The organism is Rhodococcus sp. NPDC047139 (assembly GCF_040643435.1).
Lineage (GTDB): Bacteria > Actinomycetota > Actinomycetes > Mycobacteriales > Mycobacteriaceae > Rhodococcus.
Map to the genome: position 1 here is coordinate 54033 of NZ_JBEYUH010000014.1, position 25711 is coordinate 79743.

Below are 25711 nucleotides of genomic sequence, written 5' to 3' on the forward strand. Positions count from 1 at the left end.
CACCGTGCGCATCCCGTTCGATCCGCGCCGCAGCCGGCGCAAGACCAATCCCGACGGCACCATGTCGCTGGTCGAGCACCTCTACGAATTGCGCACGCGTCTGCTGATCGCTCTCGCCGCGGTCGTGCTCACCACCATCCTCGGGTTCGTCTGGTACAGCCGCAGCCTGTTCGGGCTCGACAGCCTCGGCGAGATCCTGCGCGGCCCCTACTGCGATCTGCCGCCCTCGGCTCGCGCCGATCTGAGCGCCGACGGGGCGTGCCGGCTGCTCGCCACCGGCCCGTTCGAACAGTTCATGCTGCGGTTGAAGGTCGCCGCGACCGCCGGGGTGGTCATGGCCTGCCCGGTGTGGCTGTACCAGATCTGGGCGTTCGTCACGCCGGGGCTGTACCGCAAGGAACGCCGCTACGCCGTCGCCTTCGTCACCAGCGGGGCGACCCTGTTCGTCGCCGGTGCGGTCCTGGCCTATCTGGTGATCTCGCACGCCTTGTCGTTCCTGCTCAGTGTCGGCAACGACGTGCAGGTCACCGCCCTGTCCGGCGCCGAGTACTTCGGGTTCCTGCTGAACCTGCTGGTGATCTTCGGGGTGTCCTTCGAGATCCCGCTGGTGATCGTGGCGCTCAACGGGGTCGGGGTGCTGCCCTACGAGAAGCTCAAGGCGTGGCGGCGCGGACTGATCATGGCGGTGTTCGTCTTCGCCGCCATCGCCACCCCCGGCCAGGATCCGTTCTCGATGCTCGCCCTGGCGTTGGCGTTGACCCTGCTCGTCGAGTTCGCCATCCAGGTCGCCCGGTTGACCGACCGGCGGCGGGCGCGCCGGGCCCGCGCGGAGGGCTGGGCCGATCTCGACGACGACGAGGGCTCGACGATCGCCGCTCCCGCTCCGGTGGAGAAGCCGGCCCCGACCAGCGCCGATCCGGCCCGCACCGACTACTCCGACACCCTGTGACCGGCGAGCACCTGCCGGCCGCGCCGGCGCCGCATCTGACGGCGTTCGCCGCCGGTCTGGAATTCCCCCTCGACCCGTTCCAGATCGAGGCGTGTCGCGCCCTCGAAGGCGGGCATTCGGTGCTGGTGTGCGCCCCCACCGGGGCGGGCAAGACCGTCGTCGGTGAGTTCGCGGTGTATCTGGCGCTGCAGGCCGGCACGAAATGCTTCTACACCACCCCGATCAAGGCGCTGAGCAACCAGAAGTATCACGATCTGTGTGCCCGGCACGGCGCCGACGCCGTCGGGTTGCTCACCGGCGACCAGTCGATCAATGCCGATGCCGCGGTGGTGGTGATGACCACCGAGGTGCTGCGCAACATGATCTACGCCTCGTCCACCGCGCTGATCGGGCTCACCCATGTGGTGATGGACGAGGTGCACTTCCTCGCCGACCGGTTCCGCGGCGCCGTGTGGGAAGAGGTGATCCTGCATCTGCCGGAGGATGTGCGGCTGGCGAGCCTGTCGGCGACGGTGTCCAACGCCGAGGAGTTCGGCGACTGGATGACCACGGTGCGCGGCGACACCACCGTCGTCGTCGACGAGGTGCGCCCCATCCCGCTGCACCAGCACATGATGGTCGGCTCCCGCATCTACGACCTGTTCGACCGCCGCGCCGAACCGGACACCGTTCCGGCGCGGCGCCGCCGCGATATCGTCGTCAACCCGGAACTGGTGTCGGCGGTGCGGCACCGGCAGAGCCTGTCCGGGATGGACCGCTGGGGCGATCGCGGTCCCCGCTTCCGGCCGCCGCCGCGCCCGGAGGTGATCGTCCGCCTCGACCGCGACGGTTTGCTGCCGGCGATCACCTTCGTGTTCAGCCGCGCCGGCTGCGACGCCGCCGTGCAGCAGTGCCTGCGCTCCGGACTGCACCTGACCGACGACACCGAGGCCGCCGAGATCGGCCGCATCATCGACGAGCACACCCGGGATCTGCCGCGCGCCGACCTCGAGGTGCTCGGCTACGCGTCCTGGCGTACCGCCCTCGAACGGGGCATCGCCGCCCACCATGCCGGGATGCTGCCGGCCTTCCGGCACACCGTCGAGGAGTTGTTCGTGCGGGGGCTGGTGCGGGCGGTGTTCGCCACCGAAACCCTCGCCCTCGGCATCAACATGCCGGCGCGCACCGTGGTGCTCGAAAAACTCGTCAAGTTCAACGGCGACACCCACGCCGAGCTGACCCCCGGCGAGTATACCCAGCTCACCGGCCGCGCGGGGCGGCGCGGCATCGACATCGAAGGCCACGCGGTGGTGTTGTGGCAGCCGGGTATCGAACCGGCCGCGGTCGCCGGGCTCGCCTCCACCCGCACCTTCCCGCTGCGCAGCTCGTTCCGGCCGTCCTACAACATGGCCGTCAATCTCATCGATGCCGTCGGCATCGACCGGTCCCGGGCCCTGCTCGAGATGTCCTTCGCCCAGTTCCAGGCGGACAAGTCGGTGGTCGGTCTCAAACGCGGCATCGACCGCAACGAGGCCACCTTGGCGCAGTTGCGCGACCAGCTCGGCGGCGAGAGCAGCGAGATCCTCGACTATCTGCGGTTGCGGGCCGAGCTGACCGACACCGAACGCGACCACGAGCGGCGTGGCCGACAGGACCGGCGGGCCGCGGCGGTCGCGTCGCTGGTGGCCTTGCGGCGCGGTGACATCGTCGCGGTGCCCGCCGGGAAGCACACCGGGTTGGCGGTGGTCGTCGACCCGGACACCGACGCCGGTGATCCCCGGCCGCAGGTGGTCACCGCCGACGCCTGGTCCGGGCGGGTGTCCGCCGGGAACTTCCCGTCCCCGGCGACGGTGCTGGGCCGGTTGCGTCTGCCGCGGCACGTCGATCACCGCACCGGCCGCGGCCGCCGCGACATCGCCTCGGCGTTGCGGTCGAAGGGGCTGGTGCCGCCGCGGCGCCCGAAACGCACCAAGACCAAGGGCGACACCCGGGAGATCGACGCGTTGCGGCGCCGGCTGAAGAACCATCCGGCGCGGACGCACCCCGACCTGGACTCGCTGGCCCGCCTCGGGGAGCGTTACCACCGGTTGCTGCGCGAAACCGAGCAGCAACGACGCAAGGCCGCCGCGGCGACCGATTCGCTGGCGCGCACCTTCGAGAAGATCGTCGCGTTGCTCACCGAACGCGGCTATCTGACCGGCGGGGACGATCCGGCGACCACCGAGGCGGGGGAGCGGCTCGCCCGCATCTACACCGAATCGGATCTGCTGGTCGCCGAATGCCTGCGGCGCCGCGCGTGGGCGGGTCTGGCCCCGGCGGAGCTGGCGGCGGTCGCCTCGGCGGTGATCTACGAATCGCGTACCGACGAACCGGTCACCGTGGTCGGCCCGACCGGGCCGATCCGGCAGGCGCTGGCCGAAACGGTTCGGCTGTGCGACGGGTTGCGCGCCGAGGAGATCCGGCACCGGCTGCCCCCGACCCGCGAACCCGATCTGGGGTTCGTCACCGCCGCCTACACCTGGGCGAGCACCGCCTCGCTGACCGAGGCGCTGGTCGCCGCGGAGGCGGCCGGGAAGGAACTGTCACCCGGCGATTTCGTGCGCTGGTGCCGCCAGTTGATCGATCTGCTCGACCAGATCCGCGCCAGCGCGGACGATCCGGAGCTCGCCCGCACCGCCGGTAAGGCGGTCGGCGCGATCCGGCGCGGTGTCGTCGCTGTCGACCCGAGCGCCGAATGAACCGGTCGGCGGGGGTGCTGCCGGCGCGGCGGGCGGAGGCTACCGTATGGGCACACAACGGGAAGGGTGAGTGGAGACGACGATGACCGGGCCGAACGAACCGCAGGACTCCCCGGGACAGACGCCGCCGGAACCGACGGAGTCGTGGGCGCCGCGGCCCGGGTCCGGCGGCGGTGAGCAGCCGGCATCGCCGTGGGCCCCTCCGCACGGCGCGCAGCCGTGGGCGCCGGGCAGCGGCAGCGGCGCCGGCACCGGCTGGGGGCAGCAGCAGCCCGCCGACCCGCCGCAGCAGCAGCCGCAGCAGTCGCAGGGTTGGGGCCCGGCCACCGGTCGTGGGGGGCAACCGAATCCGTGGGCCGCGCAGCCGGGTGCGTCGCATCCCCAAGGGTGGGGACCCGCCCCGCAGCAGCAGCCGCCGGGCTGGGGCGCCCCGCCGCCCGGCTGGGGACAGCAGCCGCCCGGCGGGCCGCAGCCGTGGGGTGCCCCCGGGCAACCGGCTCAGCCCGCGCCGGGTTGGGGCGGGCAGCAACCCGGCCCGCAGAACTGGGATGCCCCGGCCGGACCGTGGCCGCCGCAGCCCGGGACGGCGCCGCAGCCCGGCGGTAAGTCGAAGCTGCCGTGGATCCTCGGCGGGGCCGGGGCGGTGCTCGTCCTCGTGGTCGTCGGGGTGATCGCGGCGACCACCTTGGGCGGGAAGGTTCTCGACACCGACTCCACCCAGGCCGGTGTCGCCCAGGTGCTCACCGAGTCGTACGGGGCGGGGCAGGTCGGGGACGTGCAGTGCCCGAGCGACCAGAAGGTCGAGGTCGGGCACAGTTTCACCTGCTCGGTCACCGTCGACGGACAGTTCCGGGAGGTGACCGTCACCGTCACCGACGACGACGGCACCTACGAGGTCGGCCGCCCCAACTGACCGCCCGCGGCGCTACCGGTCGGCCAGGGCCGCGACGAGCGCGGTGACCGGCCGGTCGAGTCCCCACCGCTGCGCGAGGGCGGTGAGGTGCGCGGGCTCGGCCGGTGCGGCCGGCAGCACATCGGGGCGGGACAGCTCCACCGGCGCGTCGGTGGCCACCCGCACCACCGGCAGCGCCGCATCCAGATAGTCCGCCGCGGCAGCGAGTTTCACCCGCATGCCCTTCGCCAGCGACGACGTCTCGTCGCGGGCGGCGGCGCGCACCGCGTCGAGCGAACCGTACTGCTGCAGCAGCGACGCGGCGGTCTTCTCGCCGACGCCCTTGACGCCGGGCAGCCCGTCGGAAGGGTCGCCGCGCAGCGCCGCGAGTTCGGCGTAGGCGGCGCCGGCCCGCTCGGCCGGCACCCCGTACCGTTCGGCGACCAGCGCCGGGTCGAACAGTTCGGCCTTGGCCAGGCCGCGGCCGGCGTAGAGCACCCGCACCGGCACCGGGGTGTCGGTGACCACCTGCAGCAGGTCGCGGTCGCCGCTGACCACGATCACCGGGTCGGTGGTCTCGCGGGCGGCGAGGGTGCCGAGCACGTCGTCGGCTTCGAACCCGGCCGCGCCGCCGGTGGCGATGCCGGCGGCGGCGAGCACCTCGAGGATCAGCGGCACCTGCGGCAGCAGCGCGGGCGGCACCTCCTCGACGGTGCCGTCGGAACCGGCGGCGACGCGATGCGCCTTGTAGCTGGGGATCGCCGCCACCCGGAAGGCCGGGCGCCAGTCCAGATCCAGGCACACCACCAGCCGGGTGGGGCGGTGGGTGCGGATCAGGGAGGCCACCATGTCCACGAAGCCGCGCACCGCGTTGACCGGGCTGCCGTCCGGGGCGGTGACCTTCTCCGGGATGGCGTGGAAGGCCCGGAACCACAGGCTCGCGCCGTCGAGCAGCATCAACGTCGGGTGCGGTGCGGGCGAAGTGTTCTCGGGTGCGGTCACGGACCACATCCTGCCATCCGGCCGCGCGCACTAGGCTCGGATGCATGAGTGCTGCCGCCACCCGATTCCCCGCCGACCGTTACGGCACCCGCCTGGCCCGCGCCGCCGAACTCGGGGCCGCCGCCGGATTCGACGCGTTGCTGATCACCCCCGGCCCGGACCTGCGGTATCTGACCGGTTCCCGCGCCGAATCGTTCGAGCGGTTGACCTGCCTGGTGATCCCCACCGACGGGTCCGGCGCCACCGTGGTGGTGCCGCGCCTGGAACTGGCGTCGCTCGAGGACTCCGCCATCGGTGAACTCGGGCTGCCGGTGCGGGACTGGGTGGACGGTCAGGACCCCTATGCGCTGGTGCGCGACGTGGTTCCGGCGGCCGGTGCGGTCGCGGTGGCCGAGGCGATGCCGGCGCTGCACCTGGTGCCGCTGACCGCCCGGTTCGGTACCGTCCCGGCGCTGGCCACCGCGGTGATCCGGCAGTTGCGGATGGTCAAGGACGCCGACGAGGTCGAGGCGTTGCGCCGCGCCGGCGCCGCCATCGACCGGGTGCACGCCCGCATGGGCGAGTGGTTGCGGCCCGGGCGCACCGAAGCGCAGGTCGCCGCGGACATCACCACGGCGATCCTCGAAGAAGGGCACACCGCGGCGGCGTTCGTGATCGTCGGGTCCGGTCCGCACGGCGCCGACCCGCACCACGAGGTGTCCGAGCGGGTCATCGAATCGGGCGACATCGTCGTCGTCGACATCGGCGGTCCCGTCGAACCGGGCTACTATTCGGATTCGACCCGCACCTATAGTGTCGGCGAACCGGATCCGCAGGTCGCGGCGAAGGTCGCGGTGCTCGAGCAGGCGCAGCAGGCCGCCGTCGACGCGGTGCGCCCGGGGGTGCGCGCCGAGGACGTCGACGCCGCGGCCCGCAGCCTGCTCACCGCCGCCGGTTACGGGGAGGTGTTCGTGCACCGCACCGGGCACGGCATCGGCCTGTCGGTGCACGAAGAGCCGTACATCGTCTCCGGCAACGACGACACCCTGCAGCCGGGGATGGCGTTCAGCATCGAACCGGGCATCTACTTCCGCGGCGCGTGGGGGGCGCGGATCGAGGACATCGTCGTCGTCACCGAGGACGGCTGCGAATCGATGAACCGGCGCCCGCATGGGCTGACGGTGCTGCCCGGCTGATTCCGTCCCCGTCGGTCACTCGGCGAGGAGGGCGATGATCCGGTCCGCGAGCGGACCGGGATGCTCGGCGGCGGCCTGCCGCACCGCTTTCTCCCGGTCGTGCAGCGTGCGGAGGGAGCGGGTGTTCAGACCGGCGATGAACTCGTGGACGATGATCTCCGTGTCCTGATGTTGATGGACGTCGAGCAACCGGTCGAGTTCGGCGACGGTCAACAGGACGGTGGCCAATTCGGGGAAGCCCTCCTCGGCGGCGTGCCCGGTTGCAAGGTCGCGGCGGGCCTTCAGGTCGGCGAGAAAGACATCGATGCTCGGGGTGCGCTCACTGTCCATCCGCCGACAGTAGAACCCCGGCGGGGCATCCCGCAGGTCGGACCGGGACACTGGCCGCATGAACCACACCGTGCAGGGAACCGTCGTCGTCTTCGGGGGGCGCAGCGAGATCGGCGTCGAGGTCGCCACCCGGCTCGCTCCGGGCCGCACCGTGATCCTGGCCGCGCGGCGCGCCGATGACCTGGTCGACGAGTGCGCCGCGGTGCGGGCGGCGGGTGCGGCGGCGGTGCATGCCGTCGAGTTCGATGCCGATGCCCTCGGCACCCACTCGGCGGTGCTCGATCGACTTACCGCCTTCGGGCCGATCGACGTGGCGGTGCTGGCGTTCGGGATCCTCGGCGATCAGGCCCGCGCAGAAACCGATGCGGCGCATGCGGTGTCGATCGTGCACACCGATTATCTCGCGCAGGTCGCGTTGCTCACCGACCTGGCGCAGCGGTTGCGGGCGCAGGGGTCGGGGCGGCTGGTGGTGTTCTCCTCGGTCGCCGGGTGGCGGGTGCGGCGCGCCAACTACGTCTACGGCTCGGCGAAGGCCGGCCTGGACGGCTTCGCGTCCGGCCTCGCCGACGCGCTGCACGGCAGCGGGGTGTCGTTGCTGCTGGTGCGCCCGGGATTCGTGATCGGGCGGATGACGGAGGGGATGAGCCCGGCACCGTTGTCGAGCACCCCACCGCAGGTCGCCGAGGCGACGGTGCGGGCGTTGCACCGCGGGCGCGGGGAGGTGTGGGTGCCGGCAGTGCTGCGGCCGGTGTTCTTCGGGATGCGGTTGCTGCCGCGGGCGATCTGGCGGCGTCTGCCGCGGTAACGGACCGCCTCGCGGAGCGTTGGGTTCGCAGATCTCGGTTTGCGGTGTCGCATCGGGCACAGCCGATGAGGATTCCGTCCATGAGGCGACGATGGTGGAGTTTGGGTCAGCTATTCGAGACCGGCATGCAGGACGGTTGAACAGCACGGTCGGACAGCCGTCTTCCCAAGACACGATCGAGTGCCGGATGGTTTCGGGGTGTGCTGTGTGCAGGATCGGTCCGCAAAATTGATCTTGTTCCGAAAACGAACGTATATGAAACATCCGCGACTGAATCCGCCGATGTGTGTGATCTTCGGCGATAGGTGGCACGGTTCTGAGCGGTGAGAACGGCATGGCCCCCGGGGCAGCAGCGGGCAAATGATCAGATCCACCTCTCGTACCGGTCAGCGGGCATCAGCTTCGGGAAGAACTCCTTTCGTAGATCGCGGATCAGCGCGATGTAGTTCCCGCCGTCGGTCCGAGCGGCAGTTTGAAGGCTCTGGAACGTGCCCCGCAGCGGATCGAATGCAAACGATTCGGAGGCATCTCGCACCGCGTACATCGCGATGACCGGCGCCGGAGCCGGACCGTTCTCAGGGATTGTGGTGTCGATGGTGGGGTCGTCCTGGAACGCCTGCCACAGCTGCTCAGGTTCGTCGCGGCCGAACGGGGGCGGCAACGTCCGGTTGCCGTCCTCGAGCGCATCCAGTGCCGGCGCGATCCAATCCCTGTCGGCGATGCCGGCGATGGTGAACGCTCGTCGGACAGCCCAGACGGTAATGCGCCGAAGTTTCGGCTCGCGAGCCCTCGCGATCGCGTCCGCAAGCGCGCGATCGACACCGGCGAGGTCGATCGCCTGGGGGCACCGGCTCAGTTTCTCGGACGGCGGTCTCCCACCCCATCGGATGGCCTCCTGCTTCGCCGCCTCGGCCATCTTCTCGTAGCCGACCCTCAGGTAGATGGTCGCGTCGGCGGCCGGATCGGGGTCCCACCACGCGCGGGTCGGATGTTCGACGATCTCCTGATCCCAGGCACTGTCCGTCTTGTGAAGCCGAACCATCCCGTGGGGCCGATTCACCCGCCACACCTGCACCAGATACTCCTCGGTGGGCTCGTCGACCTCGAGAGCCCAGTGCGTGTCCCGACCGCGACCGGACACCCGGAACCGATACGACCCCCGGCCGATGGCCAGCCGGTCGAAGTCGGGTAGCTTCTCCCCACTCAGGGTGATCACGGCGAATGCCTTGGTCACCTTCACCGTGGCTTCCTCCACGACCTCCCACGCGCACCGATCGGCGTGGAAAGCCGGCTCGTTGTCGCAGACCTCGACGGTCAACGACACCGGACCGTAGGCGATGCCGGTCATGACCGTGACGAAGTTCTGCCCGACCTCGATGACACTGCCGGTCTCCGACGGTTCGTAGGTTTCCGCGGTCACAGATCCCAGGACGAACTGATGATGATCCGCGACGGCCACGCCGGATTGGTTCATCAAGGCACGGTAGCGCACGAGGACTGCACCCACTCCGAGGACAAACGGGTCAACCACCGCCCTAGTCGGTGCCCCTCATGTGCGCCCCGCCGCGATCACTCAACACATCCGATAACGGGACCGCCAGATCTGTCGATGTAGTGATCATGGCGGAGTTCAACCCTGAAAACGTCCTGGTCGAACACCACTACGTGCTCACGTCATTCGTGACCACGTAAGACCCGCCCCGACCTCTGGCCGATACTTCCCCTGCAACAACGCTCCGTCCGTAGTCAGGGCGGTGAGCACATCACTTACCAGCGCTCCGAGCGACGGCCACAACGCCTCGGAGCCCCCCATGCTGGTGCTGAACTCGATGACGCAGCCGCTCAGCTCGCCGCTGCGCATGTCCACGACCAGCACAGCACCGGTGTTGTCTTCGGCGATCGGAATGAACTGCGGAACGAAGCGATCCGCTGGTGATCCCGCCGGACGCTCGGCATCTGCTGCAACCGGAGGGAGATCGGCATGCTGTTCGACTACGAATTCCTCAGCGTCGAAGAACATCTGCCGCACCTCGAGCACACGCCCCAGATCCACCAGCTCGAAAGCAGGAACCAGCTCGAAGCCACCACTGTGCTGCGTGAACAGTGTCCGCAGGTCGGCAGTCCATCGGACCCCCGTCGCGCTCTCCACTTTCGTAACGTCATCCAGGGGTGCACCACTGACGATCGAGACATCGGCGACCAAGTCTCGCAATGCCTGCCACGCTGTCGCGAAACCCGCGGACTCGGCCCCGTAGTGAGAAGCCACCCCAACCGGTGTCCGGACCGACCGCTCTGATCGGGGCGGCGATTGCTCCGTCTGGGATCGGCGATGCACCCTCTCCCGGACTGCGCGCTCTGCGATCTCGTCGAACGACAGTGAACCGTCGAGACCTTCGATCTTGTAGTAATCGTCAACTTCGTCCTCGCCGTCGAGTTGAAGAGTCGCGCAACCGGCGAGGGTCCTGCCGAACTTGTCGGCCCAGGCATGTACACGGTCTGCGGCCTCACCGATGACATCCGGCAGGGCGCTGCTCGATGTGCTGCCTTTCAGAGTCACGAGTCCTCGGCGAGAATCACCTTCTTGGACTGAGCTGATGGTGATCCGCCAGTGCGTCGTCATGTGATCGAGTCTCCTTCGGTCCGGCTGGAGGCATGCGGTGACCAGCACGTGACCGCGGTACATGCCTCAAAGGAGCATCCGACACCAGCGTCGTTTTTCTTGCCTCACCAGACCAGCTGCGGTTCTGTCGAATGTAGGACGGAAGGGCTGGATTGACAGGCTACTTTGACAGAATGTCGGTGCCGCTAACGGTCGCCGTTACAGGTAAGCGCAGGTGACACCGGTTTCGCCCTGACCGATCGTTGTCAATCTCGGCGGTCGAGCTTGTCAATCTTCACTGCATCTCGACAAACAACAACAGGGCCAAACGAGTCAAATCGGACCCAGTGTCGTGGTCACTCCCGGTTTCTGCGGGATTGGGGTCGTAAATTGCCGTTTACGCACCATTGATGTCGAGATGCAACAAAGACTGGCGAGACACACCGCTACAGATTGACGGATCATGGGCGAGACAATGGAGCCGTCAACGTCGGAACGCTCATTCCTCCCTTGCTGGATCCGCCACCTTCTGCTCGATCGAGTTCGATCTGATTCCCGTCAACCGCGGAGGCTCAGTCGGGACTTTGCCAGGCGAGTGTTCCCGAAGTGGTCGGTGTCCAGTCATCATGAAATGTGCCTCGTACCCGGATGGCGTCGACGACATCCGCGACCATGGCGCTAGCCGAGGACCACAGAGGGCGCGAACCACCCGCCGTGGCGGAGTACTCGACGACACAACCGTGCAGCGAGCCGGTGCGGATGTCGACGCACAGCGACGTACCAGCGGCGTCATCTGCGATGGGAATCAGCTCGGGTACAAACACTTCGGCCGGAGTGCCAGCGGGCGCTGTCCGAATCGCCGACTCGTCCGGTACGGAACCCTCCGGCCAGCGCTCTCGTAGATCGTCGGTGATCTGCATCCACATGTCCCAAGTGGTGATCGCTTCGTTGAGTGAGAGCAGCCGGAACATCGGCACGATCTCGATACCTCCGGGGTGGAGGCTGAACAGCTCGCGGATCTCGTCGGGCCACCGGTATCCGGTGTGGTTCTCGGCGGCGGCGAGATCGTTGTCGGTGGCGCCTGGTGTCGTCGTGTCGTCGAGGGCTCCGGTGGAAGCGAGGTCTTGCCACAACGCGGCTAGATGGCCTCCGACGATGTCGTAGCGTGGTCCTTCTAACCCGTCTCTATCGGCGTTCTTCCGCTCGGGCAGTGCGGCAGTATCGCGTTCGGTTACTGATTGTTGCTGTTGTGCATCCCACTTACGCAAGGCTTCTTCGGCGCTGGCAACGGCCTCGTTCAATGGCAGGGAGCCGTCAAGGCCGGGAAGATCGATCGGTCCCTTCAGGCCGTTTATCAGCAGGCGACCGGGAATGGTTTTGATGGTGCTTCCGGTTCTTTCCGCCCATTCCTGGGCGGCATGCACTGCATCGCGTGCTGCCTCCGCGATTGAATCAGAGTTGTTGATTCCGTGCAGTCCCTGTCCGCCACCGGTGTCACCACGGCGGTAGAAGACGGTCAGATCCCATGCGATCATGACTGCAACCTCCATTCTGGCCCGAGCATCGGGGCCGGGCACATTCCCGGCCCCGATACTCATCATCCTGTGGGGAGAGATCCGCCGTTCGCATCGACGTGGAACGGATCGTTCATCAGCACTCGGTTCCAATGGTAGAACCAGCGCAAGTCAACTCCGCCTCCTCTGTTGTCGTTTCGGTTGATGAAGCAGATGCTGTACCCGGGTCCCGTGCCACCCTGCGCCACTGCGGGCGGTCAAGTCCCGGCAGGTGGTGTGCGACCTTGTCGCGTGATTCTTCATCGTTGGTTCAGGCGGTCAACGCGGGTGTCACCTCCTCGGCAGGCTCGGTGACGGTCTCCGCGGACGGGTTGTTGCGGCGGGATCGGGCAAGGACGTCGAGCCCGAGATAGCGTCGCCCTTCGATCCACTCGTCGTACTGCTCGGCCAGCACCGCACCGACCAGCCGGATCAGCGCGGTCCGATCGGGAAAGATCCCGACCACATCGGTGCGACGCCGGATCTCCTTGTTCAGCCGTTCCTGCGGATTGTTGGACCAGATCTGGCGCCAGATCTGCTTCGGAAACGCGGTGAACGCCAGCAGGTCCGCCCGCGCTGTGTCGAGATGCTCCGCGACCTTGGATAGTTTCGATTCGAGTGCATCGATCACCCGGTCATGTTGTGCGTGAACCGAATCGGCGTCGGGTTGGTCGTAGACCGAATGCAACAGCGTCTTCACCCAGGGCCACGAGGCCTTCGGGGTCACCGTCATCAAGTTGATTGCATAATGCGTTCTGCATCTCTGCCACGAGGCACCGGGCAGCGTCGCCCCGATCGCGGACACGAGCCCGATGTGCGCATCGGAGGTCACCAACCGCACCCCGGACAAACCTCGGGCGACCAGGCCGCGGAAAAAGGCCAGCCAGCCGGCGCCGTCCTCGGCGGAGGTGACATCGACACCAAGTACCTCGCGGTAGCCCTCGGCATTGACCCCGACCGCCACCAAGGTGTGCACGTTGATCACGCGCCCGTTCTCCCGGACTTTGAGTACCAGCGCATCGGCGGCGACGAAGGTGTACGGGCCGGCATCGAGTGGCCGGTTCCGGAATGCCTCGACCTGCTCGTCCAGCTCTTTCGCCATGACGCTGACCTGCGACTTCGACAACGAGGTGATGCCGAGGGTGTCGACGAGTTTCTCCATCCGGCGCGTAGAGACGCCGAGCAGATAGCAGGTGGCCACCACGGTGGTCAGCGCCCGTTCGGCCCGTTTGCGACGCTGCAGCAGCCAATCCGGAAAGTACGAACCCTGCCGCAACTTGGGGATCGACACATCGAGGGTGCCGACCCGGGTATCGAAGTCCCGATGCCGGTAGCCGTTACGGACGTTGACGCGGTCGCCGGAACGTTGCCCGTAGTCGGCGCCGCACAACATGTCGGCTTCGGCACTCATCAGGGCGTCGATGAACATCGACAACAACTCGCGCAGCAGATCAGGGCTGGCGCCGGTGAGTCGGTCTTCGACGAGGCGGCGCAGGTCGATATCGTGGGCAGTGGTCATCGCGTGGTCCTGTCTCGAGTGACTTTGGTCGGTCTCTTCGAGAATCACGCGATGGCCGTCTTTCGTCCGGTTACGACACGCCCACAGACTCATTCAGCTGCGGCTCGTACACCACTCTGATGGACGCAACCAAAGCGAAAACTGGCCCGACACAACCCCTTCGATTCTCCCTACGGCCGGCCAGGCGACACGCTGCCGTGAGATGTCTCGCGAGGACTGGTGGGGCTGCGCTGTCGTGGGCGGGGACCCCGGTCCGAATGCCGGTGAATCTCCCGGTTCCACCGTCGAGTTGTCACTGGGGTCCCGTAGCCGGATCAGGAGGATCGGTGAGGACGCGGTGCTGTGGCCACTGCTTCTGGGTCGTCGCTCGTCTCGGCCAGCGCATCGGCACGAACTGCAGCGAGGACCTCGATCGATAACGAACAGGTCACTTCGACCTAGATCAGGTGTCGAACAAGACACAGCGGGCTATTCCCGGATCAGCGTCCGGCCCCGGATGCACCACCCGATCCCGAACTGCTTCAGGAGGATTGCGCATGCTTCTCGGATCTCTCGCCCTGACCCTCGGCGGCCTGCTCGCAGCACTGGGCATCGTGCTCTGATCCCACCCTGCCGCATTCGTATTCCGCGTCCGCCTCTGTCCGGGGCGGACGCGGTCACCTTTTTCCGCCCCCGCGCTCGTACAGGCCGCAGGGCGTATGTCGAGGAGTTGTTGTCATGCTCGCGCCTCGCCGTTCCCGCTCCCCGGAGCAACCGGCCACCGCGCTGACGGTCAACGATCTCGAGGCAGTACTGCGAGCGTTGACCGGGCACGCTCCGACCGAGACCGATCTCGCGGCGGTCCGGTGTCTGCCCGGCACGCTCACGCCCGTAGACGAGTCCGCGCATGGTGGACACCACCGGTGACGTGCAGAAGGATGCCACGATTGCCGAGCTCGCAGCCGGTGCTGACGATGCTCGGTTCCCGGTTCGACATCTGCGTTTCGACCGGCCCCGCACGCGCTCGATCCTCGTGCCGGGTCCGACGAGCGCTCCCGTTCGGGATCGGGACTTGCCGGGGCGGCCGCAGTGGCGCACAGCCGCGGGGCCGTCGACAGACCCTCCAAGCGCGGGAAGTCCGGACGGTACCTGATCGGAACTTCCCGCCGACCGTGCACAGATGAGGGGAGGAGTGCACAGCCGGGCAGTCCTCACCGGGGAGGTGGTATCCGAGGACCGCCACCCACATATAGGGACTTTGGTCCCGGACGTTACAAGCATTGATTCCCTACCCTGCCGGTAGTTGCTGGCACCGGTTGCTGGCAACCGGTGCGGAAGGGAGCTCGCCCGGATCGGCGCCGATCTCGATCATCGCTCTGATCGGCGACACCGCTGCTGTCTCCACCGGTGACCTTCACTGTGCACGTCACCGACACCCTCGGCGGATGCGGCACTCGATCCATCCCCGATCTGTGTCGGCGCACCTCGGTAGCGTCGCTGCTCGTGGACAGCGAGCACATCCCCGCCGGTGAGGTCGTGGAGACATCCAAGGCCGGTTCTTCCCTCGACCTGCCCGATCTTGCGCCGCAGATCCTCGAACGGATCGGCGCCTCGGTGGCCTCAGCCCGCTCCGCCGGGACCCGCCGCACCTACGCCTCGGCGTGGCGGAAGTTCACCACCTGGTGCCGCAGCGAGGGACATCAGGTGTTGCCGGCGCATCCGGTGACCGTCGCCGCCTATCTGGTGGCCGCGGCCGACACCCTCACCCCGGAGGGCACTCGTGCCTATGCCCCGGCCACGTTGGCGCATCACCTCGCGGCGATCGCGCATCATCACCGCGAGGCGGGGCAGTCCAGTCCCACCGGCGATGACCTGGTGCGCCGGACGATGTCCGGGATCCGCCGGGACTACGCAACCGCCGGGGACCGGCCCCGCAGCCCGCGGGCGCCGCTGCTGACCGCCGATGTCCTCACCATCGTCGAGCGGGCGCGGGCGAGCTGCGGCAGCTGGGCCGATGAGGTCCGTCCTCCCGGCGCTGGAGCACCATCCGGGAGACGGGAAGGACGAGACGGTCGATGCGCATCGGGTTCCTCTCAAGGGTGGCAGGGGTGTTCACTCGAGGAAACCAGTGACCTGAACCCACCGCTCGATGGCCACAGACGGTGGCGCATCTTTTCCCCGGGGAGTGTGCCTGTGCAGTCCCTGACCTGATGTTCTGCGTCGTGGACGGTGTCTTCACCGGAACTGATTCGTCTCGCTACGAGCTGTCCGTTGTCCGTGTGCGAGCCATCGTTCCCGGGCATCGTCGACACCACCACCGGAATTACCGCAGTGCTGCGTCGACCGTGACGGTGAGCGTATCGGTGAGATCCGCAGCGTCGACGGTGATCACCGGGGTGCTCGTGCGGGTACCGATGAACGTCTGGGCCAGATAGTTGTCACTGGGATAGCTGAACACTTCGACGATCGCCGAGGCACCGGAGGGGAACAGATGAACCGGCGACCGGCCGGTCCAGGCATCACCGGTGTCCACCCCACTGAGGTCTATCTGCAATAGGCACTTCCCGGAAACCGGGGCGGGAACATCGGTGCCCTCACGAAAAGCGATGTCCACGAACCGCGCGGACCAACCGATCGACCCGTCACCGCCGAAGGTCAAGGTGACCTTGTCCGCCTCCGAGTCAGTGCCTGGGCCGATGGTGACGGCGTCGAGCACGGGATAGACCACGCCCGCTGGAACCTCGCCGGGTGCCAGAGCTCGATCGGCTGGGGCATCGGTCGGTGGCATCGGCGTCGGGTTTCCGACTCGAAGTGTCCCGGCGAACGATTCGACCCGCTGACAGGAAGTTCCGGCTGCGTCAGCGGTTGCCGCAGCGGGTTCATCGCCACCCCCGTCTGCTGCGCACCCGGTCGCCAGGACGCCGAGTGACAGGATGACTGCCGCACCTCGCACAGCAGACAGCATGGGTGCCACGACCTTCCAACGCCTCGGTGGGTGGGCAGGTGGACTCTAACGTGAAGACCTTATGCCGTGAAGGCGCACGACGTTCCTCACGAGGTCTAACGCCGCTGACATCCCACTCGGCAGGCGGAGCTACCGGCCCCGACCATGAGCGCAAGAAGGATTCGCGGTAGCCCTGCTCCTGCACACGAAATGCGTGCTGGTTAGGGATCGTCAAACAGCACACCCATGAAGACCGATGTGAACACAGTGGGCCGGGGCAGATTTCCACCACGGCGGGCTTGCGGCTCGAACACCACCCGATTGCGTTTGTTTCGTTTACTGCATATATTTCACTTGGAGGAGGTGGGGTATGTCCGCGATCGAACATCCGAGTGCCGTGGAGCAAGAACAGGCGCGGCAGGCGTTGAACGCTCTCCGAGATGTGAAACCGAGTACCGACACGTTCGACGTCACTGTCGCCGGAATGTCGGAGTCCGTGCACCTGCCGAGTTCCGCGCTGGAGTTGATCAAAGACGTACTGGCGAACATGGCAGCCGGCCAGGGCGTGACCGTGGTCCCCGCACATGCGGAGCTCACCACCCAGCAGGCCGCCGAGCTGCTCAACGTCTCGCGCCCGCACGTGATCAAACTTCTCGACCAGGGCCTCATCCGATACCGGCTGGTAGGCCGGCATCGCCGGATCCTGGCATCCTCGCTGCTCGAGTACCGACGCACCCAGCAGCGCAATGCGCGGCGGGCCGCGGACGAGCTGGCCGCACTGTCCGAGGACCTCGGACTCTACTGACGTGACCTTCACCGTCCTCTACGACGCGAACGTGCTGTACCCGAACGTGCTGCGCGACGTGTTGATTCGCCTGGCCCAGACCGGGCTGGTGCACGCCCGGTGGACCGACCGGATTCTCGACGAGACGTTCCGCAATCTCGCCGCCGACCGACCGGACATCCCCACCGAGACGCTGGCCAGGCTGCGGGAGCTGATGAACCGAGCGGTCCCGGATTGCCTGGTCACCGGATACGAGGCGCTCATCCCGGCACTGACGCTCCCGGACGAGGACGACCGGCATGTGCTCGCTGCGGCGATCCGCTGCGGAGCGCAGGTCATCGTCACCGCGAACCTGCGCGACTTCCCCGAGACCGCACTTGCCCAGTTCGGCATCGAAGCCCTGCACCCGGACGAGTTCGTCATGGACCTGTTCACGCTCGACGGGGCGCGGGTCCACCAGGCGATCAGCGCGACCGCCGCAGCGTGGCGTAACCCGCCCGGCACCCCGGCCGACGTATGCGACCGCCTTGCCGCGGCGGGCCTACCGATCTCCGCCGCGGCGTTGCGCCGCTGAAACTCCACGATGCGCCGCACACAGCCTGATTGTTCCGACAGTTGTTCTCGCACCGATGTTTCGAGACCTTGTTTCGGACTCGACTTGCGAGACGCCGGGAGCTGGGTCGACCCGATTCCGCTTGCATGCCGGATGACTGTCCAACTACCAACGATCCGGGTTGTTGTGGGATGCCCACAAGTCGCCGACCGCGGTCCCGGTCGGTTGACCCGAAGTGCATCGGCGACTCATGAAGTGCTAGCACATGCGCTAGCATGGTGGGTGACGAAGGCCGACAAGATCCGAGCCGCACTCGAGCGGAACCCGCGCTCGGTGTCCTACGACGAGGGGACTGCTGCACTCACTGTGCGTGCGGATCTTCGGGCAGCCGCGGCAACAGGGAACCAGCCATGCAGTGTTCCGGATGCCGTGGCCGGGAGACCCCGAGTGAACATCCACCGGGGGAAGAACGGTGAGGCCAAGCCGTACCAGGTCAAGCAGGTACTCGCAGCGATCAAGAAGATCGAGGAGCAGTCATGAGTGGTGCCGATGCCCGGCGTTATTCCTACCGTGTTCAGTGGTCGCCGGAGGACGACGAGTACGTGGCGACGGTACTCGAGTTCCCGTCACTGTCATGGCTCGACCAGGATCAGACCAAGGCGCTCGAAGGGCTGGTCGAGGTGGTAGCCGGCGTCACCAACGACCTTGCCGCCGCGGGCGAAGAGGTGCCGCAGCCGTTCACGGAGCGGTCCTACAGCGGGACGATCTACGTGCGTACCTCCGCCGAGGTACATCGCCGGTTGGTGATGGAGGCGGCAGAAAACCACGTCTCACTCAACCAGTGGGCTGCCCAGCGACTGGCCAGCGCGTAGCAGGAGAGCCGACCGCATCAGACCGTCGCAAAAACCAAAGAATGAGACATCGGGAGATCTTGCAGAGCGGTACTACCTGAGACTGACTTCTGGTCCGATAATCAACGCAGGCCTTCTCCCGAAGGGCGAGCACTGCGCTGGTTGTGTGCCCGGGGTGGCGAACACGACTGCCCTCAGTAGATAACCGAAGGCCTTTTCGAAGACGTCGTTGTCTCGGATCTTGAACTGCAGATACAGCGTCTGGCGGAGTGCTCGTCGAACCTCTTGATCTCCGCGGATGGTGGCCTGCCAACCATCGAAACGAACGGCGCGGACCACTTCGTCGGTTCGGGTGACGATGTGGTCGACGATCACCGGGGTGCCCTCAGTCTTCAAGGCCTGGAACAGCTCGGTGAGAGCGGCCTTGCCCTGCACTTCCCGTGGGATCTCGTGGACGGCTTTTTCGGCCGCCACGGTGTCGCGGGTCAGTTCCAGCAACTCGCGCAGGAAGTCGAGGCTGGATTGCTGGATGTCGGCGTACTTCTCCCGCAGCTGATTCAGAGTCACGAGCGGTCACCGACGGGATTCCCGGCACCTGCCGTGTGTCTCGCGACAGCACCGGCGAGCGTGGCTCGCGCGGCCCGTGACCGAGTCAGTGGCGGCGGGATTCGAGCAGCCGCAGCCAGATCTCGCTGATGGTCGGATAGGACGGCACCGCATGCCACAGCGTCTCGAGCGGGACCCGTCCGACCAGGGCGATCGTCGCCGCGTGCACGAGTTCGGCGACCTCCTGGCCGACGAAGGTGGCGCCGACGAGGGTGTCGGTGGCGCGTTCGACGACGAGCACGGCGTGCCCGGCATAGTCGTCGCGGGCCAGCGCAGCACCGGAGACGTCGATGTCGGCTTCGAGCACTTCGACGTCGAGACCGTCGGCGCGGGCCTGCTCGGCGGTGCGGCCCACCGCGGCGATCTCCGGCACGGTGAAGATCACCTGCGGCACCTGACCGTGATCGGCGCTCGCCCGGAACCGCGGCCCGTCGGTGGGGCGACCCTCGGCGCGGGCGGCGACGACCTCCCCGCACACCCGCGCCTGATATTTGCCCATGTGGGTCAGGGCGGTGCGGCCGGCGATGTCCCCGACCGCGTAGAGCCACTGCCCGTCCACCCCCTCGACGGTCAGATCGTCGGCCACCCGCACCCGCCCGTCGGTCAGACCGACGGTGGCGAGTCCGAGCCCCTCGGTGGCCGGATGCCGGCCGGCGGCCACGACGATCTCGTCGACCTCGAGGGTGCTGCCGTCGGACAACTCGACGGTCGCGGGGCCGCCGTGGATGCGGCCGACGCCGGTGTCGGCGACCTCGGCGCGCTGCACCGAGCGGATCTCGGTGCGGTAGCGCACGTCGAGACCCTTGTGGGCCATGCGGTCGGCGACCCGCTCGGCGGCGAACGGCTCCACGCGTGGCAGCAACCGCTCTCCGCGCACCACGAGGGTGAGTTCCTCGACGCCCAGTTGCCGCAGCCAGGTGGCGGTTTCGCAGGCGACGACCCCACCACCGACGAGCAGCACCCGGCGGGGGATCTCGCACAGATTCGTCGCATCGCGGGAGGTCCACGGCCGCGCGGCGCGCAGTCCCGGCAGGTCCGGCACCGACGCCCGCGTGCCGGTGGCCAGCACCACGGCGTGCCGGGCGCGCAGCCGGCGGTCGCCGTCGCGGCCGGTGACGGTGACGGTGCGTTCCCCGGTCAGGCAGCCGTGGCCACGCACGACGTCGATGCCCGCTCCGTGGGCCCACTGCACCTGGGAGCTGTCGTCGCGGTCGTGGGTGAAACCGTCGCGGCGGGCCAGCACGGCCGGTACTTCGACACCGTGGGCGCTGATCTTGTCGGCGACCCCGGGCATGTGGCGGGCGGTGGCGAGCACCTGGGTGGGGCGCAGCAGCGCCTTGCTGGGGATGCACGCCCAGTAGGAGCATTCGCCGCCGACGAGCTCGTGTTCGACGAGCACCGCGGTGCGGTCGCTGCCGGCGATGGCGTAGTCGGCGGCGTTCTCCCCGGCGGGTCCGGCGCCGAGCACGATCACGTCGTAGGTGTCGGAATCCGCCGTCGCACCGGTCATGGATAAAAGGTAGGCGGGCAGGCGGCCCGGAGTCGGTAGTTCGGTCGCACCGGTCCGGTTCGCGCAGTCTGCGGGCAGGTCAGTGCAGGTGCGGGGAGTCGGCGTCGAACACCAATCCCATGGGGGCGAGCACCCGCACGATCTGCTCGGCGGTCCACTCGTCGAGATCGCACAACAGCACCGACCGCCACGGGGTGACGATCACCGGACGGTCGACGGCGGCGAGGAATTCGGCGAGCCGCGCCGGCAGGATCCCGCCGGGCAGGCCCCCGGCGAGGGTCACCGCCCCGTCGGGCTGGTCGAGCCAGCCGATCGGTGGCCGCGGCACCTCCGGGGCCGGTTCCGCAGGCTCGGCCGGCCCGCTCGGGGGTGCGACCAGCGCGTCGGCGGCGGCGGCCCGGTCCACGCGCACCCCGGTGTCGACACCGTCGCGGAGCACCGCGAACCGCCCGTCGGGGCGGGCGAGGACCGCGACGGTGGGGGCGAGGGCGACGATGTCGCCGGTGCCGTCGTCGAGGCCGACCACCGTGCCGGCCGGCACCGGCCGGTCGACGAGGCGGGAGATCACCTCGGCGGTCAGCTCCCGCAGGTCGCGGTGGCCGCCGATGCGGCCGCTGAGCGGGGAGGCGAGCACCCGGGCGCGGGTGGGGACGTCCACGCGCAGGCCGGCCTCGGTCAGGGCGGCGGCGATGGCGGCGGTGTCGCCGCGCACCTGCAGCTGGCCGTGCGGGGTCAGGTGCAGTCGCCCGCCGCCGTGGGTGTGGGCGAGATCGGCGAGCAGCTGCACCTGCGCGGAGGTCAGCTGCCCGGCGGGCAGGTGCACGTCGACAGCGGTTTCGGCCATGCCGTCAGGGTAGAACGCGGCGGGGGCGGGACGAGACGGCCCCGGGGGACCGGGCGGTCCGTAGGCTGGGCGCATGTCCGATTCGACTACGCCCGGTTTCGCGGAACTCGCCGCCGCCAAGTACGTGCTGTTGACCACCTACCGCAAGGACGGCAGCCCGGTGGGCACCCCGGTGTGGGCGGCGCCGGACGGTGACCGGCTGCTGGTGTGGACGGTCGCCGACGCCTACAAGGTGCGGCGGCTGCGCCGCGATCCGCGGGTGTCGCTGGCGATCTGCGATGCGCGCGGCAAGCCGCGGTCGGCGGCGGTGCCGGGCACCGCGGTGGTGCTCGACGCGGACGGCTCCGCGCACGCCCGGTCGGTGATCGCCCGCAAGTACGGGGTGCTCGGGCGGTTGATCGTCGGTGCCAGTGTGCTGCGCCGCGGCCGCACCGGCACGGTGGGCCTGGCGTGCGTGCTCGATGCCGCCGACGAGTCCGCCGGCCGGTAGCCCCGGCGGCCCCGGCGCTCGTCGTCGCGCTCCGGGGGCGATGCCGCGCTCGTGGCGGTGCGTCCGATCCCGTAGGGTCCGTGGTGATTTCGGCCCCGACGGGGTCGATCCGATCGAGTCCCAGGAGAGCGCATGTCCGTGCACGATTTCACCGTCGCCACCGCCGATGGCGGCAGCGAGGATCTCGCCCGCTTCGCCGGCCGGTATCTGCTGATCGTCAATGTCGCCAGCAAGTGCGGCCTGACCCCGCAGTACGAGGCCCTCGAGGCGCTGCACCGGCAGACGAAGGACCGCGGCCTGCAGATCCTCGCGTTCCCGTGCAACCAGTTCGGCGGTCAGGAACCGGGCAGTGACACCGAGATCCAGGAGTTCTGCCGGGTGAACTTCGACGTCACCTTCCCGGTGTTCGCGAAGGTCGACGTCAACGGCGACGACGCGCATCCGCTCTACCGGCATCTGCGTGCCGCCGCGCCCGGTGACTTCGGGCCGCAGCACGGCTTCCTGTACGAGCACGTGAACTCCACCCGCCCGGAGGCGATCGGCACCGACGAGGTGAAGTGGAATTTCACCAAGTTCCTCGTCGACCCGCAGGGGGCGGTGCTGCGCCGTTTCGAACCGACCGTCACTCCGGAGGAGATCGGCAAGGAACTCGCCGACCTGCTCTGAGCGGGCCACCGGCGATCGGTGCGCGTCGCCGACCGCAGCGGTCAATGAGCCGCGCTGACTGACGACATGTGGAAGTCGGGGATGCGCATCGGGGGCATCGCGGTGCGGGTGAACCAGTCCTTCCATTCGCGGGGCAGGGTGCGTTCGGTGGCGCCGATCTCGGTGGCGCGGCGCAGCAGATCCACCGGGGACTCGTTGAACCGGAAGTTGTTCACCGCCGCCCGCACCTGTCCGTCCTCGACCAGATACACCCCGTCGCGGGTCAGCCCGGTCAGCAACAGCACCGCCGGGTCCACCTCCCGCAGATACCACACGGTGGTCAGCAGCAGACCGCGTTCGGTGCGGGCGACGAGGTCGTCCACATCGGCGCTGCTGCCCCCGGTGAGCAGCAGGTTCTCACCCGGCGCGGTGGGGGTGGTCCCGAATTCGGCGGCGGCCGCGCGCGGATAGGCCAGTGCGTGCAGGGCGCCGTCGCGGAGCCAGTCGACGCGTCCGGTGGTCATGCCGGTGTCGAACACCGAGATGCTGTCGGTGGAGGTGGTGGCGGCCACGAACGGCGCACAGCCGAGTCCGGGCGCGGCCGGATCGGAGGTCAACGTCACCGGCAGCGCGGTGAGCCGTTCCCCGAGGCGGGTGCCGTCGGTGCGTGCCCACACCGAGCGCCCTTCCTCGGCGCCGCGGCCGTCGAGGGACCACAGCAGCGGGATCATCAGGTCGGCGACCACCGACGGCGGCAGCACCGTCTCGTAGCGCCCGGCGGGCAGCTCGACCCGGTGGCGGGACCAGTCCAGCCGCCGCGCCAGTTCGCTGCGCAGCGCGGGCATCGCGATGTCGGTGAAGTCGACGGTCCCGGCGCCGACCCACGCGCTCGGCCCGGTCAGGCCACCGCGTTTGCCGTTGATCTCGAGCGAGCCGTCGCGTTGCACCCAGCGGCGCCGCACCCCGGTGGAGGTACCCAGCCACAGGGTGTGCACCTGGTGGTGCGCGAAGCCGTAGAGGGCGTCGGTGTCGTCGAAACCGGCGGCGAGTCCGTCGACGACCGGGGCGAAGACGTCGATGCCGGTGCCGGCGGCCGGCTCCCCCCAGTCGGTGTCGGGTCCGTCCCCGACGATCAGCGGCATCGCGTCGGGTGCCGCGGGGGCCTGCTCGGCGGCCGTCCACGCCGCCGCGACCAGCCCGGCGATGTCGGCGTGGTCGGTGCCGGCGGTGGTGACCACCCCGCAGTGCGTGCCGGTGGTGGTGCGGCGCAGAGCGATCACCGTGGTGCTGCGGGCGCGCACCGAGCCGTTGGTGGTCATCGAGCTGTCCGCCCACCGCAGCGACGCGTCGGCGGTGTCGGTGACGAGCACGATGGTCTCGTCGGCGGGGGAGGCCGCCAGCGCGGTCTCGACGAACTCGGCTCCGGGGATCATCGGCCACCTTCTTGCACCGTGTTGAGCACATTCACGCCGCGCACCAGCACGGCCGGGCAGCCGTGCGAGACGGCGGCGACCTGCCCGGGTTGGGCCTTGCCGCAGTTCATCGCCCCGCCGAGCTGCCAGGTCGAGATGCCGCCGACCGCCTCGAGCGCACCCCAGAATTCGGTGGTCGAGGCCTGATAGGCGACATCGCGGACCTGCCCGGCGAGGCGGCCGCCGCGGATCCGGTAGAACCGCTGCCCGGTGAACTGGAAGTTGTGGCGCTGCATGTCGATCGACCAGCTGCGGTCCCCGACGATGTACAGCCCGTCGTCGACCCCGGCGATCAGGTCCGCGGTGCTGCGGTCGACGACCGGGTCGGGTTGCAGCGACACATTCGCCATCCGCTGGATCGGCACATGGTGCGCCGAATCGGCGTAGGCACAGCCGTTCGAGCGCGCCACCCCCAGTTTCGGGGCGAACGCCCGGTCGAGCTGGTAGCCGACGAGCCGCCCGTCGCGCACCAGATCCCAGCGCTGGGCGGCGACCCCGTCGTCGTCGAAGCCGACGCTGGCCAGCCCGTGTGGTTCGGTGCGGTCGGCGGTGACCTGCATCAGTTCGCTGCCGTACCGCAACGTGCCCAGCAGATCCGGGGTGGCGAAGGAGGTGCCCGCATAGGCGGCTTCGTAGCCGATCGCCCGGTCGTATTCGGTGGCGTGCCCGACGGATTCGTGGATGGTCAACCACAGATTCGTCGGGTCGATCACCAGATCGGTGCGGCCGGCGACCACCGAGGGGGCCTGCGCCTTCTCCGCGAGCTGGTCCGGCAGCCGGTCGAGTTCGCCGGTCCAGTCCCACCACCGGTCGCCGGCGACATATTCCCAGCCGCGGCCGGTGGGGGCGGCGAGGGTACGCATCGATTCGAAGGTCCCGGCCTCGCGGTCGACGCGGGTCGCGTCGAGTTCGGGCTGGATCCGCACCCGCTGCTGGGTGATCGTCGACCCGGCCAGATCCGCGTAGAAGCTCTGCTCCTTGACCTGCATCAGCTGCGCGGTGACGTGGTCGACCCCGGCGTCGAGCAGGCGCCGCGAATAATCCTCGAGCACCGCGATGCGTTCGGCGGCCGGGACGGTGAACGGATCGATCTCGTACGGCGAGACCCACACGGCGTCGCGGTGGACCGGTTCGTCGGCCCACTGCACCGGATCCCGGTTCAGTGCGCGCAGGGTGCGGGCGACGGCCACCGCCCGGGTGGCGGCGTCGGCGGCGCCGTCCGGTCCCGGCACCGGATGCGAGGCGAATCCCCAGGTGCCGTCGAGCAGCACCCGCACCGCGACACCGCAGTCGGTGGTGTCCACCGCGGACTGCAGTGCCCCGTCGCGCAGCGTCGTCGTGCCGGTCCGGAGCCGATGCACCCGCACGTCGGCGTGCCTCGCGCCCGCCGCCTGCGCCACCGCCAGCGCCGCGTCGGCCGCCGCCTGCAACGGCAGTGCCAGGAAGTCGTCGTCCACCGCGTTCACCCGCCCACCGTAGTCCCGCGGCGCAC

The 25711-nt window shown here is 68.8% G+C and carries 25 protein-coding genes; 13 read left to right on the forward strand and 12 right to left on the reverse strand.

The features are described 5' to 3' along the window. The first annotated feature begins 4 nt into the window (after positions 1 to 4). The 3 genes from tatC (at position 5) to ABZ789_RS17455 (ending at position 4579) form a co-directional block, all read left to right on the forward strand. Positions 5 to 949 (forward strand): twin-arginine translocase subunit TatC, encoded by a 945-nt coding sequence (tatC, locus tag ABZ789_RS17445; RefSeq protein WP_358426048.1) that lies wholly within the window; start codon positions 5 to 7, stop codon positions 947 to 949. After that, positions 946 to 3666: a DEAD/DEAH box helicase gene (locus ABZ789_RS17450; RefSeq protein WP_358426051.1), complete on the forward strand. Its 2721-nt coding sequence runs from the start codon at positions 946 to 948 to the stop codon at positions 3664 to 3666. The genes tatC and ABZ789_RS17450 overlap by 4 nt, the downstream gene beginning before the upstream one ends. An 82-nt stretch (positions 3667 to 3748) precedes the next feature. Then, on the forward strand, positions 3749 to 4579 hold the full coding sequence (locus tag ABZ789_RS17455) for a DUF4333 domain-containing protein (RefSeq protein WP_358426054.1): 831 nt from the start codon (positions 3749 to 3751) through the stop codon (positions 4577 to 4579). Positions 4580 to 4591: 12 nt separating this feature from the next. Here the strand turns inward: ABZ789_RS17455 and ABZ789_RS17460 are convergent, their stop codons facing one another. Then, positions 4592 to 5569, reverse strand: a complete 978-nt coding sequence (locus ABZ789_RS17460; protein WP_358426057.1) for a 5'-3' exonuclease — start codon at positions 5567 to 5569, stop codon at positions 4592 to 4594. Positions 5570 to 5604: 35 nt separating this feature from the next. Between ABZ789_RS17460 and ABZ789_RS17465 the strand changes: the two genes are divergently transcribed. After that, entirely contained in the window at positions 5605 to 6735 is a 1131-nt protein-coding gene (locus ABZ789_RS17465) for a Xaa-Pro peptidase family protein (protein WP_358426060.1), read from the forward strand. Positions 6736 to 6750: 15 nt separating this feature from the next. On the opposite strand, the gene ABZ789_RS17470 is transcribed toward ABZ789_RS17465, so the two are convergent. Next, positions 6751 to 7065 (reverse strand): hypothetical protein, encoded by a 315-nt coding sequence (locus tag ABZ789_RS17470; protein ID WP_358426063.1) that lies wholly within the window; start codon positions 7063 to 7065, stop codon positions 6751 to 6753. A 58-nt stretch (positions 7066 to 7123) separates the two neighbouring features. Here ABZ789_RS17470 and ABZ789_RS17475 point away from each other — a divergent pair, with 58 nt between their 5' ends. Then, positions 7124 to 7870: an SDR family NAD(P)-dependent oxidoreductase gene (locus ABZ789_RS17475; RefSeq protein WP_358426066.1), complete on the forward strand. Its 747-nt coding sequence runs from the start codon at positions 7124 to 7126 to the stop codon at positions 7868 to 7870. Positions 7871 to 8234: 364 nt separating this feature from the next. Here the strand turns inward: ABZ789_RS17475 and ABZ789_RS17480 are convergent, their stop codons facing one another. The 4 genes from ABZ789_RS17480 to ABZ789_RS17495 form a co-directional block, all read right to left on the reverse strand. Next, positions 8235 to 9344: a transposase gene (locus ABZ789_RS17480; RefSeq protein ID WP_358426068.1), complete on the reverse strand. Its 1110-nt coding sequence runs from the start codon at positions 9342 to 9344 to the stop codon at positions 8235 to 8237. Positions 9345 to 9539: 195 nt separating this feature from the next. Further along, positions 9540 to 10490, reverse strand: coding sequence for an SMI1/KNR4 family protein (locus tag ABZ789_RS17485; protein ID WP_358426071.1), 951 nt, complete (start codon positions 10488 to 10490; stop codon positions 9540 to 9542). Between the two features lie 551 nt (positions 10491 to 11041). Then, positions 11042 to 12004 (reverse strand): SMI1/KNR4 family protein, encoded by a 963-nt coding sequence (locus ABZ789_RS17490; RefSeq protein ID WP_358426074.1) that lies wholly within the window; start codon positions 12002 to 12004, stop codon positions 11042 to 11044. A gap of 289 nt (positions 12005 to 12293) precedes the next feature. Continuing rightward, on the reverse strand, positions 12294 to 13541 hold the full coding sequence (locus ABZ789_RS17495) for an IS256 family transposase (protein ID WP_358426077.1): 1248 nt from the start codon (positions 13539 to 13541) through the stop codon (positions 12294 to 12296). A 717-nt stretch (positions 13542 to 14258) separates the two neighbouring features. Here ABZ789_RS17495 and ABZ789_RS17500 point away from each other — a divergent pair. Together ABZ789_RS17500 and ABZ789_RS17505 are read left to right on the forward strand one after the other, a co-directional pair. Further along, positions 14259 to 14447, forward strand: coding sequence for a hypothetical protein (locus tag ABZ789_RS17500; protein ID WP_358426079.1), 189 nt, complete (start codon positions 14259 to 14261; stop codon positions 14445 to 14447). Between the two features lie 480 nt (positions 14448 to 14927). Continuing rightward, on the forward strand, positions 14928 to 15731 hold the full coding sequence (locus tag ABZ789_RS17505; RefSeq protein WP_358426082.1) for a hypothetical protein: 804 nt from the start codon (positions 14928 to 14930) through the stop codon (positions 15729 to 15731). Between the two features lie 112 nt (positions 15732 to 15843). Here the strand turns inward: ABZ789_RS17505 and ABZ789_RS17510 are convergent, their stop codons facing one another. Continuing rightward, positions 15844 to 16248, reverse strand: coding sequence for a hypothetical protein (locus ABZ789_RS17510; RefSeq protein WP_358426085.1), 405 nt, complete (start codon positions 16246 to 16248; stop codon positions 15844 to 15846). A 586-nt stretch (positions 16249 to 16834) separates the two neighbouring features. Here ABZ789_RS17510 and ABZ789_RS17515 point away from each other — a divergent pair. The 4 genes from ABZ789_RS17515 to ABZ789_RS17530 all read left to right on the forward strand — a co-directional run bounded on the left by ABZ789_RS17515 (position 16835) and on the right by ABZ789_RS17530 (position 18673). After that, entirely contained in the window at positions 16835 to 17269 is a 435-nt protein-coding gene (locus tag ABZ789_RS17515; protein WP_358426088.1) for a helix-turn-helix domain-containing protein, read from the forward strand. A gap of 1 nt (position 17270) precedes the next feature. Beyond that, positions 17271 to 17822 (forward strand): PIN domain-containing protein, encoded by a 552-nt coding sequence (locus ABZ789_RS17520; RefSeq protein WP_358426091.1) that lies wholly within the window; start codon positions 17271 to 17273, stop codon positions 17820 to 17822. A gap of 261 nt (positions 17823 to 18083) precedes the next feature. Beyond that, positions 18084 to 18341 carry a toxin HicA gene (locus ABZ789_RS17525; RefSeq protein WP_358426093.1) on the forward strand — a complete coding sequence of 86 codons (258 nt, stop codon included), beginning with the start codon at positions 18084 to 18086 and terminating at the stop codon, positions 18339 to 18341. Then, on the forward strand, positions 18338 to 18673 hold the full coding sequence (locus ABZ789_RS17530; RefSeq protein ID WP_358426096.1) for a type II toxin-antitoxin system HicB family antitoxin: 336 nt from the start codon (positions 18338 to 18340) through the stop codon (positions 18671 to 18673). Before ABZ789_RS17525 ends, ABZ789_RS17530 begins: the two co-directional genes overlap by 4 nt. Before the next feature lie 72 nt (positions 18674 to 18745). On the opposite strand, the gene ABZ789_RS17535 is transcribed toward ABZ789_RS17530, so the two are convergent. The 3 genes from ABZ789_RS17535 to ABZ789_RS17545 form a co-directional block, all read right to left on the reverse strand. Continuing rightward, positions 18746 to 19219 carry a hypothetical protein gene (locus ABZ789_RS17535; protein ID WP_358426099.1) on the reverse strand — a complete coding sequence of 158 codons (474 nt, stop codon included), beginning with the start codon at positions 19217 to 19219 and terminating at the stop codon, positions 18746 to 18748. 85 nt (positions 19220 to 19304) lie between these two features. Further along, positions 19305 to 20768 carry an NAD(P)/FAD-dependent oxidoreductase gene (locus tag ABZ789_RS17540; protein WP_358426102.1) on the reverse strand — a complete coding sequence of 488 codons (1464 nt, stop codon included), beginning with the start codon at positions 20766 to 20768 and terminating at the stop codon, positions 19305 to 19307. Positions 20769 to 20847: 79 nt separating this feature from the next. Continuing rightward, positions 20848 to 21612, reverse strand: coding sequence for a precorrin-3B synthase (locus tag ABZ789_RS17545; RefSeq protein WP_358426104.1), 765 nt, complete (start codon positions 21610 to 21612; stop codon positions 20848 to 20850). 73 nt (positions 21613 to 21685) lie between these two features. Here ABZ789_RS17545 and ABZ789_RS17550 point away from each other — a divergent pair, with 73 nt between their 5' ends. Beyond that, positions 21686 to 22102: a PPOX class F420-dependent oxidoreductase gene (locus tag ABZ789_RS17550; RefSeq protein ID WP_358426107.1), complete on the forward strand. Its 417-nt coding sequence runs from the start codon at positions 21686 to 21688 to the stop codon at positions 22100 to 22102. 132 nt (positions 22103 to 22234) lie between these two features. Then, positions 22235 to 22768 (forward strand): glutathione peroxidase, encoded by a 534-nt coding sequence (locus tag ABZ789_RS17555; protein WP_358426110.1) that lies wholly within the window; start codon positions 22235 to 22237, stop codon positions 22766 to 22768. Between the two features lie 41 nt (positions 22769 to 22809). Here ABZ789_RS17555 and ABZ789_RS17560 read toward each other — a convergent pair whose 3' ends face one another. Then, positions 22810 to 24180: a metallopeptidase TldD-related protein gene (locus ABZ789_RS17560; protein WP_358426113.1), complete on the reverse strand. Its 1371-nt coding sequence runs from the start codon at positions 24178 to 24180 to the stop codon at positions 22810 to 22812. Continuing rightward, on the reverse strand, positions 24177 to 25685 hold the full coding sequence (locus ABZ789_RS17565) for a TldD/PmbA family protein (protein ID WP_358426115.1): 1509 nt from the start codon (positions 25683 to 25685) through the stop codon (positions 24177 to 24179). The genes ABZ789_RS17560 and ABZ789_RS17565 overlap by 4 nt, the downstream gene beginning before the upstream one ends. Between the last annotated feature and the right edge of the window lie 26 nt (positions 25686 to 25711).

Excerpts from the sequence above, each read along its gene's own strand:
- ABZ789_RS17455 (WP_358426054.1), top strand. The coding sequence starts at position 3,749 with ATGACCGGGCCGAACGAACCGCAGGACTCCCCGGGACAGACGCCGCCG.
- ABZ789_RS17460 (WP_358426057.1), bottom strand. The coding sequence starts at position 5,569 with ATGTGGTCCGTGACCGCACCCGAGAACACTTCGCCCGCACCGCACCCG.
- ABZ789_RS17465 (WP_358426060.1), top strand. The coding sequence starts at position 5,605 with ATGAGTGCTGCCGCCACCCGATTCCCCGCCGACCGTTACGGCACCCGC.
- ABZ789_RS17470 (WP_358426063.1), bottom strand. The coding sequence starts at position 7,065 with ATGGACAGTGAGCGCACCCCGAGCATCGATGTCTTTCTCGCCGACCTG.
- ABZ789_RS17475 (WP_358426066.1), top strand. The coding sequence starts at position 7,124 with ATGAACCACACCGTGCAGGGAACCGTCGTCGTCTTCGGGGGGCGCAGC.
- ABZ789_RS17480 (WP_358426068.1), bottom strand. The coding sequence starts at position 9,344 with ATGAACCAATCCGGCGTGGCCGTCGCGGATCATCATCAGTTCGTCCTG.
- ABZ789_RS17485 (WP_358426071.1), bottom strand. The coding sequence starts at position 10,490 with ATGACGACGCACTGGCGGATCACCATCAGCTCAGTCCAAGAAGGTGAT.
- ABZ789_RS17490 (WP_358426074.1), bottom strand. The coding sequence starts at position 12,004 with ATGATCGCATGGGATCTGACCGTCTTCTACCGCCGTGGTGACACCGGT.
- ABZ789_RS17495 (WP_358426077.1), bottom strand. The coding sequence starts at position 13,541 with ATGACCACTGCCCACGATATCGACCTGCGCCGCCTCGTCGAAGACCGA.
- ABZ789_RS17500 (WP_358426079.1), top strand. The coding sequence starts at position 14,259 with ATGCTCGCGCCTCGCCGTTCCCGCTCCCCGGAGCAACCGGCCACCGCG.
- ABZ789_RS17515 (WP_358426088.1), top strand. The coding sequence starts at position 16,835 with ATGTCCGCGATCGAACATCCGAGTGCCGTGGAGCAAGAACAGGCGCGG.
- ABZ789_RS17530 (WP_358426096.1), top strand. The coding sequence starts at position 18,338 with ATGAGTGGTGCCGATGCCCGGCGTTATTCCTACCGTGTTCAGTGGTCG.
- ABZ789_RS17540 (WP_358426102.1), bottom strand. The coding sequence starts at position 20,768 with ATGACCGGTGCGACGGCGGATTCCGACACCTACGACGTGATCGTGCTC.
- ABZ789_RS17545 (WP_358426104.1), bottom strand. The coding sequence starts at position 21,612 with ATGGCCGAAACCGCTGTCGACGTGCACCTGCCCGCCGGGCAGCTGACC.
- ABZ789_RS17550 (WP_358426107.1), top strand. The coding sequence starts at position 21,686 with ATGTCCGATTCGACTACGCCCGGTTTCGCGGAACTCGCCGCCGCCAAG.
- ABZ789_RS17555 (WP_358426110.1), top strand. The coding sequence starts at position 22,235 with ATGTCCGTGCACGATTTCACCGTCGCCACCGCCGATGGCGGCAGCGAG.
- ABZ789_RS17560 (WP_358426113.1), bottom strand. The coding sequence starts at position 24,180 with ATGATCCCCGGAGCCGAGTTCGTCGAGACCGCGCTGGCGGCCTCCCCC.